This is a genomic window from Kitasatospora sp. NPDC096077, from assembly GCF_040303245.1.
Taxonomy (GTDB): Bacteria; Actinomycetota; Actinomycetes; order Streptomycetales; family Streptomycetaceae; genus Kitasatospora.
The window spans coordinates 44,598-54,302 of record NZ_JBEOSV010000059.1 but is presented as its reverse complement, the minus strand read 5'-3'; the positions used below and the strand labels follow the sequence as shown (position 1 = coordinate 54,302).

Here is a 9,705-nt window from a genome sequence, read left to right as displayed (position 1 = left end):
CGACGAAGGGCCCTGACCGGTTCAACCGGTCGGGGCCCTTCGTCGTCTCCGGGCCGGCCCCATCGCGCCGCGGGCGGTCGCGAGGGCGCCGAGGGTCAGACCGCCGCCCGGCCCGCGGCAGGGCGGAGCCGGCGGCGGGCGGCCCACGCCACCGCCGCGAGGGCGAAGCCGTAGACGGAGACCAGCCCGTGGCCGTTGTCCTGGGCGAGCCACATCGCGAGGCCGAGCACCGGGACGCCGGCCGCCAGGGCGATCTCCTTGGGGAGGCGGGTGCGGGTGAGGAGGGCGAGGGCGAGGGTGGCGCCGAGGAAGTAGGTGGCGCCGGAGCTGCCGGCGAAGTTGCGGGGGTCGGTGCTGGGGCCGTCGCCGAACCCGAGCAGGTCGTCGATCCGGCCGGGCAGCACGATGCCGGCGAGGAAGAAGCCGAGCGTGAGCGGGCCGCCCCAGTACCACTGGGCGAGCGCGGCGACGGCGGCGAGGGTGACGAGGTTCCACAGGCCGCCGAAGAGGCCGCCGTTCTGCATGAACACCGAGGTGAACTCGCGCCACCAGCCCGACTTGGCCGGGTCCGCGTCCAGCGCGTCCATGGCACCCGACCACGCCAGCTGGAGCAGCACGCCGCCGACCGCGACGGCGGTCAGGGCGATCGCCGCCCACGGCAGCGGCCGCCCCCGCAGGGTGTCGCGACCGACGACGCCCAGTCCGCAGTTGACCATCATGACCATCAGCGCGGCTGTGGTCAGGTTGAAAACGATCGCCCCCATGACTGGACGCCTCCCCCGGACTCCGGCGTTTTCCAACACCGTTCGAAACTTGATGGGGCAAAGCTAGCACAGTTTTCGAACGGCGTTGGAAAACGCTGTACGGTGGACCGCATGAAGCTCACCAAGGACCGCATCGTCGACGCGGGCATGGCCGTCTTCGCCGAGGTCGGCTACCAGAACCTGTCCATGCGCCAGGTCGCCGACCGGCTCGACGCCCACGCGGGCAGCCTCTACTACCACGTACGCGGCAAGGACGAACTGCTCGCCCTGATGGCCGACCGGGTCTGCCGCCAGGCCTACGACGCCGGCACCGAAGCCCTGACCGCGCTCCCGGCCACCGCAACCTGGACGGACCGCATCGAGGCCCAGGCCACCGCCCTGCGCCTGAGCATCAAGCAGCACCCCGGCGGCGCCCAACTCCTCGCCGAGAGCCCCGGCCGACTCAGCACCGGCGCCCTCTCCCTGATGGAACGCCTGCTGCGCACCCTCCTCGACGCCGGACTGCCCGCCGAGCGCTGCGGAATCGCCGCCGACACCCTGCTCAGCCACGTCACCGGCTTCGTCCTCCAGGAGCAGAACCAGCCGTCCTCCCCACCACCCGTCACCGCCGAGCTCTACGCCGACCTGTGCGAGCGATTCCCTTTGGTCATGGGCGACCTGATCCCCCGCATCAGCCAGGACGACAAGTTCACGCGGAGCCTGCGCCTGCTCTGCACCGGCTTCGCGGCGCTCTCCTAGAGGTGGTCCCGCCCTCTGTGGGGTCGCTCGAACGAGGCGTAGCGTGTGGCGGCATGCCCTTTCCCGATGAGCGCGGCCAGGTGGCCGTGGTGGAGTACCGCCCGCAGTGGCCGGCGGAGTTCGAGCTGCTTGCAGGGGAGTTGCGGGACGCGCTGGGTGGCCTCGCGCTCGGGGTCGACCATGTGGGGTCCACATCGGTACCGGGCCTGCCGGCCGGTGTTGATGGCCACGGCCGAACGGTGGGCCGCCGGTACCGGTTGGAGTGGTCCCGAAGCGGCTTGAGCCAGGCAGATCATCTGATGTGCGTGCCGCCGTTGTGCAGCTGCACGGCATGTGGAAACTGAAAAGTTCCGTACGCAGCGCGGCGATCTCCGACAGAAAGCGATCACCCATATTCTCTCCGTAGTCAAAATGAGCCTACTGGGGGGCATCGATCGGCGGACGCATGACGGATCGCCTTCAGAAAGGCCTGCCATGTCGGAGAAGGAAAGCGGCGCCCTGTTCGAGCCGGCACGACTGAGCCGTCGGCGACTACTGCTCGCGGGATGCCTCGGTGCCACGTCCATCAGTGCCCTCGACGGGCTGTTCCACCCGCAACGGGCCGCGGCGTCGGTTCTGCAGCAGCAGACTCCGCTGCCGGGCGCGCAGATCCCCAAGTACCTGACGCCGCTGCCGACGTTCGGCGGACAGCGGGTCGGCGCGTCCTCGATGACGACCGCGTTCGTCGAGTTCCCCCAGCACGTGCTGCCGCCCTCGGTGTACCCGGACGCGTACCGCGACGGCACCTGGGTGTGGGGGTACCAGGTCGCGGACCGGCCGGCGAGTTGGCCGGGGTGCACCGTCGAGGCGTGGGAGGACCGCCCCACCACCGTCCGCTACGTCAACAACCTGCCGGGGGTCGACGGCGGATCACGGGTGGCGCCGCTGTTGACGGTCGACCAGACCCTGCACTGGGCCGATCCGCTGGACCGGATGGGCTCCTTCGACCCGTACCGCGGTCCGGTCCCGGCCGTCGCGCACCTGCACGGCGGCGAAGTGCCGTCCACGGTCGACGGTGGACCGCAGGGCTGGTTCACCTCGGCCGGCCAGCGCGGCTCCGGGTACGCCACGAGCGCCCCGGCGGCGCCGAACGAGGCCGTGTACGAGTACCCGAACGCCCAACCGGCGGGCACCCTCTGGTTCCACGACCACGCCCTCGGCGTGACCAGGCTCAACGTGTTCGCCGGGCTCGCCGCCTTCTACCTGGTGCGCGACCGGTACGACACCGGCCGCCCGGACAATCCGCTGGGGCTCCCGGCCGACCCGTACGAGATCGAACTCGCCATCCAGGACCGGCAGTTCGACACCAATGGACAGCTGCTCTTCCCCGACGGCTCGAATCCGGCAGCCGCGCTGGTCATCCCGCCGCAGAACCCGCAGGCGCACCCGTTCTGGATCTCCACGTACCTGGGTGACGCGATGGTGGTCAACGGCCGTACCTGGCCGGTGCTCACCGTCGAACCGCGGCGCTACCGCTTCCGCTTCCTCAACGGGTGCAACGCGCGGTACCTGTCGATGAGCCTCACCGAGGCGCCGAACGCGGACCGGGCCGACGCGCCCTCCGCGGTCGCGTTCTGGCAGATCGGCACCGACACCGCGCTGCTCGACGCCCCCGTGGAGCTCAACACCCCCGGCCGGCCGAATCCGCGCCGGCTCACCCTGGCACCGGCGGAACGTGCCGATGTGATCATCGACTTCTCCGGGCTCGCCGGCAGCTCACTGATCCTGACCAACACGGCGGCCCACTCGTTCCCGCTCGGCCCGCAGCCGGACCCGTCCGTGGACGGTCAGGTCCTGCGCATCGACGTGACCCTCCCGCTCTCCGGCCGGGACACCACGTACGACCCGGCGTCCGGTGTGCCGTTGCGCGGTGGTCCCGGGCGTCCGGAGCCGATCGTGCGGCTCGCCGACCCAGGAACCGGCCAGGTCGCCCCCGGGGTGCACGTGGACGCCAACCGCCAACTCGTGCTCAACGAGCAGGACACCGTCCCGTGCGCGGTACAGCCGCCCGACAACCTCTGCGGCACCATCATCGCGCTGGTCAACAACAGCATGTGGACCGGCCTGCGCGGCGGCACCAGCACACCGATCGAAGGCTCCCGGCTCGACCGGTACGGCCAGGGCCTGTGGCTGACCGAACAGCCGCGCGTCGGCGCCACCGAGATCTGGGAGATCCTCAACACCTCCGACTTCGCCCACCCCATGCACCTCCACCTGGTCAGCTTCCAGGTCCTCAACCGGCAGTGCATCAAGGTCGACGACTATCTCAACGCCTGGGCCGCGGAGTTCCCCGGGGGCACCTACGAAGGACAGCTCTGCGACGGCACCATCGGCAAGGTCGACTACCCGCCCGGCACGATCATCCCCGGCTACGGGCCGCCCCGCGACTACCTCGCCCCGAACGCCGACGGCGCGCTCGGCGGCAACCCCGCCTTCAGCCCCTTCCTGACCGGCCCGGTCCTGCCGCCGGACCCGAACGAGGCCGGCTGGAAGGACACCGTCAACACCAACCCGGGACAGGTGACCAGGCTGATCGCCCGCTGGGCGCCCAGTACGGCCCGGGTGGCGGACGTCGCCCCCGGGGAGAACCACTTCCCCTTCGACCCCACCGAAGGGCCCGGCTACGTCTGGCACTGCCACATCATCGATCACGAGGACAACGAGATGATGCGCCCGTACGCGCCGACGCCCTGACCCACCGGGGCCCTGGCACCCGAGGCCATGACGCACCGAGGACACGCCCAGGGCGGGGCGGACACGCCGCCCCGCCCATCGCGGCCGGTCAGGCCGGGGAGTCCCCGTTGGTGCAGGTCAGCCAGGACCGGGTGATCGTCTTCGCCTCGTCCGCCTGTTCCGGGGTGACGACGCCCTCGATGTCCGGGTTACGGCCCAGGAAGTCCCGGACGGATTCGCGCTCGTCGGCGCTGACCACCCAGACGGACGAGGTGGAGGACCCGTCGTCGTGCCAGTCGAGCACGCTCAGCGTATGCCTGTGGGTCATCGTGTCCTCCCAGCCGATCGGTGAACGGAACGGGATGCTCAGAGCGGCCTGACGTTCTCCGCCTGCAGGCCCTTCTGGCCCTGGGTGACGTCGTACTCCACCGGCTGGTTCTCCTCCAGGGAGCGGAACGAGCCCGGGCCCGCGTCGATCGCCGAGAAGTGGACGAAGACGTCGGCACCGCCGTCGTCCTGCTCGATGAAACCGAAGCCCTTCTCGGCGTTGAACCACTTGACCCTGCCTGTAGCCACGGCCCCTCCTGAGGGGGTGAGGGCGGCGCCCCACTGATCGACCAGCGGATACGTCGCCGAAAGGCGACTGCCGGTCCCACCGTAATGCCGACGTCCCCTCCGCGCGCGTCGCCGGGGCTCGCGGAGCCGGTCGAAGACCCCTCGAAACCGCCGCTTCCGGTCGGGGCCTGCTTCGGCTGGTCACCTCCGGCCCGCAGCCGTACGAGGTGGCCGTCCAGCAGCGGCTGTGGGCCGTCTCCGAAGACCTCACCGGGGTGAGGTTCCCCATCGCCGAGTCCGGGCAGAACCCGCTTCCCTCCGGATCGGCCGCCACCCCGTAGCGGCGGGCCCTCGGCGGCGGCTGACTGCCGACTGCCGATCGCACTGTCACAGCCTGCTGGCATGATCGTCCGAACAGCACGGACGAGGGGGCGGACATGGACCTGGCGGTGGAACAGGCGGCGCGGCAGATCACGGCGGAGATCGTCGCGCGGGCGCCGGAGGGCTGGGCGGAGTGCGTGCTGCGGGCGCACGGGGGCCGGAGGGGCACGGGCATGTACGGCAGCGGGTACGTGGTGCCGAGCCGTCCGGGCTCCCACTTCAGCGTGCCGGCCCCGCACGAGACCCTCGCCTCGCTGGCGTCCCGGTTCCGGGACAGCCACGGCTGGGAGTCCATCGCCCTGGAGTTGACCTGCCGCCCGTCCGGTGCCTTCGAGCTGGTGGTGTTCCGGGACGCGCTGGAGCCCGAGGGCCACCGCGAGGACGGCTGGACGCTGACCCTCGACCCCGACTTCCGGCCGTCCGAGCCGGGCGCCGTCGACAGCGCGGAACCGTCCGGTCCGCGCCCGGCCGGGGACCCGGCGGAAGCGGTCGAGCGGCTGCGGGCCGTACTCCGGCAGGACGCCGAACTCTCCAGCTCGGAACGGCAGTTGCCGGCGCCCATCACCGAGGAACAGCTCGCCGCCGCGGAGCGTCGCCTCGGGCGGGCACTCCCCCCGGACCTGCGCGCGCTGTACCTGGAGGCCGACGGGGACGGCGGCAGCGAGGCACTGGGCGGGTACTGCTGGCTGTCGCTCGACAGGGCGCTGGCCGCACACGACGAGTACATCGGCGTCCCGACCTGGTTCGGCTGGGGCCTCGGCTGGCGCCAGGTGGTCTTCGACGCCGACCCGCCCAACACGGTGCGCCGTAGCTCGGGGCATCCGGGCTGGCTCCCGTTCGCCACCTGGTTCGACGGCAACTACTTCGCCGTGGACCTCGCACCGGCCGCAGAAGGCCGCCCCGGCCAGGTGATCGAGGTCGGCCGGGACTTCACCACGGGCCCGCGCTACGTCGCCTCCTCCGTCACCGCCTGGCTCGGCCGGCTCCTGGGGCAGCCCGATCCGCACACCCCGCAGCAAGCCGGGGACAGGGCGCGCAAGTTGGTGGTCTCCGCGCTGGACGAGCAGCTCGCGCCGGGCCTCCAGGCGATCCACCTCAACGACGCCCCGTCACCCGTCGACCTCGCCCCGCTCTCCGCCACCACACGGCTGCGACGCCTGCACCTCAACCGCTGCGCCACCACCGACCTGTCCCCCGTGGCCGCGCTCCCCGTCGAGGACCTGACCGTCGGCCTCGCCGCCGAGGCCGACCTCACCCCGCTCACCGGCCACCCGCAGCTCGCCTCGCTCGCCGTCGCCTCCGAGACCCCGACCGGCCTCGCCCCGCTGCGCACCCTGCCCGCGCTGCAGTCCCTGGACCTGTCCCGCTGTACCACCCCGGACTTGGCGTTGCTGGCCGACCTCCCCGGCCTGCGCTACCTGGCCCTCTCCGCCACCCAGTGGGCAGCCCTGATCGCCGCCGACCGTCTCCCCGGCCGTCTCGCCGCCGCTCGCATCGCCGGAGCCCCGTCCCTCACCGCCGCCCTCGACCTGCTCACCGCCCTCGGCGTCGACACCTCCACCGCCTACCACCTCTCCGGATGAAGCAGAAAGCCGGCGGCACGGGTTCCGAAGGCGAAGTCCGGCGACCGATGCGGCAGGAGAAGCGGCTCGGCGAGATCGTGCTCGACGAGATCGTGCTCGACGAGGTCGGCGCCGGTCAGCCGCCGCCGAGCAGGCAGCCGCGTGGGGCCCCGGCCGGACGGAACCTCGGCGGGGGCCTGCGGCGGTCGGGTCAGAGGTTGAACATCCCGGTGAACGGCTCGGTGATGCGTTCCTGGCGCGACCCGAAGTCGACCAGTACCGCGGCTTCGCCTTCGACGCCGATGACCCGACCGAGGCCGTAGGCGTCGTGGGTGACGCGGTCGCCGAGGGCGAAGTGCTTGCGCGGCGCTTCGACCTTGGCCTTGAAGGGACTGGTGGGCAGGTGCCGGCGGACTGCTTCAGGTTTTCTCATCCACGCCAGTATGCGCCGTGGAACGCCGGGGACAACCATTTCGGACGGCCCGGGATCAGGGATGCCCGAAATGCCGGACGTGTCGGACGGCACTCCCCCGGACTCCCCCCAGACTCCCCCCGGGAGCGCGGGCCCGAAGGACCACCACGGGTCGGCGGCCGCGCCAGGGGGCGCACCGGGCGGCCGCGCGCCGCCGGACCAACTGCCCGGTGCGGAAAGATCATTGGCGTACCGGACCGCACCGGCCAGGACCGGCCCGACGGCGCGGGCGGCGACCTCCGCCGAAACCGGGGTGGAAATGTCCCACCACAGCGGGCTCGGAGCTGCTACAGTCGAGGCAGTTGCAGTAGTGGTTCCCATGAACTTTGTGTGCGCCTGCTGATTTCTGCGGGCGCATTTTTGTTTTCCGGATCCTTTCCGGGCGGGCACTCATCGCGGTGACTCGGTACTCGTAATCGTGCGAGTGTCGGAAGGTCCCTTGAAGGAGATTTTTTACATGGCTAATGGCACCGTGAAGTGGTTCAACGCGGAAAAGGGCTTCGGCTTCATCGAGCAGGAGGGTGGCGGCCCGGACGTCTTCGCCCACTACTCGAACATCAACGCCAGCGGTTTCCGCGAGCTGCTCGAGGGCCAGAAGGTCGAGTTCGACGTCACGCAGGGCCAGAAGGGCCCGCAGGCCGAGAACATTCGCCCGCTGTAGTTCCCATTGCCACGGCAACCACGTGGCAACGAGGGGGCCCGCACCGCGCACTTGATGCCCGGTGCGGGCCTCTTTGCGTCTTTGCGTCTATGCGTCACCACGCGCCGACAGGCTGTAACGCACGGCGCCACGCCCTGGCGGTCCACGGTTCAGGGTTCTCCGCTCCCGCTCTCCCGGTGAGCGCCGACGTACGTCACCTGCCGTCCCGAGGAGGGCCTCCGCATGAACCGTTCCAGCCGTCCTCCGCATCGGGAGTTCGCGGTGCCGACGTGCACCGTGCCGGGGCTGCCCCCCGTCGAGTCCTTCGACGAGCTGGACATGCCCGAGGAACTGCTGCGGGTCCTGACGCGGCGGGGCGTCACCGCCCCCTTCCCGATCCAGGCCGCGACGCTGCCGAACTCGCTGGCCGGCCGCGACGTGCTGGGACGGGGCCGCACCGGCTCCGGCAAGACGCTCGCGTTCGGCCTCGCCGTGCTGGCCGGCATCGCCGGGCAGGAGGCCGCGCCGCGGTCTCCGGTCGCGCTGATCCTGGTCCCCACCCGTGAGCTGGCGCAGCAGGTCACCGAAGCCCTCACCCCGTACGTCCACGCGATGCGGCTGCGGATGGCCACCGTGGTCGGAGGGGTGCCGGTCCGCCGCCAGGCGCAGGTGCTGAACCGTGGCGCGGAGATCGTGGTGGCCACGCCCGGCCGGCTGGGGGACCTGATCGAGCGCAGGCTCTGCCGACTGGACCGGGTCGCCGTCACCGTCCTCGACGAGGCCGACCAGATGACCGACCTGGGCTTCCTGCCGGAGGTCACCGCCCTCCTCGAACAGGTCGCCGAAGGCGGCCAGACGATGCTGTTCTCGGCCACCCTGGACCGCAACGTCGACAGCCTGGTGCGGCGCTTCCTGAAGGACCCGGTCACCCACTCGGTGGACCCCTCCGCGGGGGCGGTCAGCACCATGGAGCACCACGTGCTGCACGTGCAGAACTCCGACAAGAACGCCACGATCGCCCACATCGCCTCCCGCGACGGCCGGGTGATCATGTTCATCGACACCAAGCAGGGCGCGGACCGCCTGGTCGAGAACCTGCTCGCGAGCGGCGTGAAGGCCGCGGCCCTGCACGGGGGCAAGTCCCAACCGCAGCGCACCCGCACCCTGGAGCAGTTCCGCACCGGGCAGGTGGCCGCGCTCGTCGCGACCGACGTCGCCGCCCGGGGCATCCACGTCGACGGCCTCGACCTGGTCGTCAACCTGGACCCGCCGGCCGACCACAAGGACTACCTGCACCGCGGCGGACGCACCGCCCGGGCCGGCGAGTCCGGCACCGTCGTCACCCTGGTCCTCCCCGGCCAGCGCCGCGGGATGGACCGGATGATGACCGCGGCCGGCATCACCCCCGTCACCACCAGGGTCCGGGCCGGCGACGGGGAACTCACCCGGATCACCGGCGCCCGGGTCCCCACCGGCGTGCCCGTCACGATCCCCGACCCCGTCGTCGAGCGGCCCCGCCACAACCGGTCCACCGGTCGGAACCGTCCCGGCCGCCCCGCCCCCGCCGGCCGCGCCCGGCTGACCGCCGACGGCTCGCGCGGCAGCTCGCCCCGGTCGGGCAACGGACAGCCGTCGTAGGACCGGCGCACGACGTCGGGAACCGGCGACGCCCTGCACAGTTGACGGCCGCGCCACCGTGGTGCCCCACCACCTGCCGGACCGACGCGTTCTGCCACCTGAACTGCAAGGACCGCACCGGCCGTTGATGGGTCTACGCGCACGGGTGCGACGTCCTGCACCGGACCACCTGCTGCGGCGGAACGTGCTTCGACCTCAGCAGCGACCCCGACAACTGGGGCTCCTGCGGTACCGTCTGCCCGA

Annotated in this window: 11 protein-coding genes; 6 read left to right on the top strand and 5 right to left on the bottom strand. The window is 71.6% G+C overall.

Going from position 1 to position 9,705, the window contains the following annotated elements; genetic code table 11:
* Positions 1 to 95 precede the first annotated feature (95 nt).
* Positions 96 to 764, bottom strand: a complete 669-nt coding sequence (locus ABTZ03_RS33975) for a hypothetical protein (RefSeq protein WP_350517004.1) — start codon at positions 762 to 764, stop codon at positions 96 to 98.
* A gap of 111 nt (positions 765 to 875) precedes the next feature.
* On the opposite strand from ABTZ03_RS33975, the gene ABTZ03_RS33970 reads away from it, so the two are divergent.
* Entirely contained in the window at positions 876 to 1,502 is a 627-nt protein-coding gene (locus ABTZ03_RS33970) for a TetR/AcrR family transcriptional regulator (RefSeq protein WP_350517003.1), read from the top strand.
* Here ABTZ03_RS33970 and ABTZ03_RS33965 read toward each other — a convergent pair.
* A complete protein-coding gene (locus ABTZ03_RS33965) occupies positions 1,499 to 1,732 on the bottom strand; it encodes a hypothetical protein (protein WP_350517006.1) in 234 nt (77 codons plus the stop codon). The two genes, ABTZ03_RS33970 and ABTZ03_RS33965, sit on opposite strands and share 4 nt — an antisense overlap.
* Here ABTZ03_RS33965 and ABTZ03_RS33960 point away from each other — a divergent pair.
* A complete protein-coding gene (locus tag ABTZ03_RS33960; RefSeq protein WP_350517005.1) occupies positions 1,628 to 1,846 on the top strand; it encodes a hypothetical protein in 219 nt (72 codons plus the stop codon). The two genes, ABTZ03_RS33965 and ABTZ03_RS33960, sit on opposite strands and share 105 nt — an antisense overlap.
* 130 nt (positions 1,847 to 1,976) lie before the next feature.
* Positions 1,977 to 4,235 (top strand): multicopper oxidase family protein, encoded by a 2,259-nt coding sequence (locus ABTZ03_RS33955; protein WP_350517002.1) that lies wholly within the window; start codon positions 1,977 to 1,979, stop codon positions 4,233 to 4,235.
* Between the two features lie 88 nt (positions 4,236 to 4,323).
* On the opposite strand, the gene ABTZ03_RS33950 is transcribed toward ABTZ03_RS33955, so the two are convergent.
* Positions 4,324 to 4,542 (bottom strand): hypothetical protein, encoded by a 219-nt coding sequence (locus ABTZ03_RS33950; protein WP_350517001.1) that lies wholly within the window; start codon positions 4,540 to 4,542, stop codon positions 4,324 to 4,326.
* A gap of 38 nt (positions 4,543 to 4,580) precedes the next feature.
* Entirely contained in the window at positions 4,581 to 4,790 is a 210-nt protein-coding gene (locus ABTZ03_RS33945) for a cold-shock protein (RefSeq protein ID WP_350517000.1), read from the bottom strand.
* Positions 4,791 to 5,206: 416 nt separating this feature from the next.
* Between ABTZ03_RS33945 and ABTZ03_RS33940 the strand changes: the two genes are divergently transcribed.
* The gene (locus ABTZ03_RS33940; RefSeq protein WP_350516999.1) at positions 5,207 to 6,733 is read left to right on the top strand and encodes an SMI1/KNR4 family protein; all 1,527 of its coding nucleotides are present in this window, start codon (positions 5,207 to 5,209) and stop codon (positions 6,731 to 6,733) included.
* A 190-nt stretch (positions 6,734 to 6,923) separates the two neighbouring features.
* Here the strand turns inward: ABTZ03_RS33940 and ABTZ03_RS33935 are convergent, their stop codons facing one another.
* The gene (locus ABTZ03_RS33935) at positions 6,924 to 7,145 is read right to left on the bottom strand and encodes a hypothetical protein (protein ID WP_350516998.1); all 222 of its coding nucleotides are present in this window, start codon (positions 7,143 to 7,145) and stop codon (positions 6,924 to 6,926) included.
* Positions 7,146 to 7,641: 496 nt separating this feature from the next.
* Here ABTZ03_RS33935 and ABTZ03_RS33930 point away from each other — a divergent pair, with 496 nt between their 5' ends.
* Together ABTZ03_RS33930 and ABTZ03_RS33925 are read left to right on the top strand one after the other, a co-directional pair.
* Positions 7,642 to 7,845 carry a cold-shock protein gene (locus ABTZ03_RS33930; RefSeq protein ID WP_030916923.1) on the top strand — a complete coding sequence of 68 codons (204 nt, stop codon included), beginning with the start codon at positions 7,642 to 7,644 and terminating at the stop codon, positions 7,843 to 7,845.
* Between the two features lie 222 nt (positions 7,846 to 8,067).
* On the top strand, positions 8,068 to 9,462 hold the full coding sequence (locus tag ABTZ03_RS33925; RefSeq protein ID WP_350516997.1) for a DEAD/DEAH box helicase: 1,395 nt from the start codon (positions 8,068 to 8,070) through the stop codon (positions 9,460 to 9,462).
* The last annotated feature ends 243 nt before the right edge of the window (positions 9,463 to 9,705 follow it).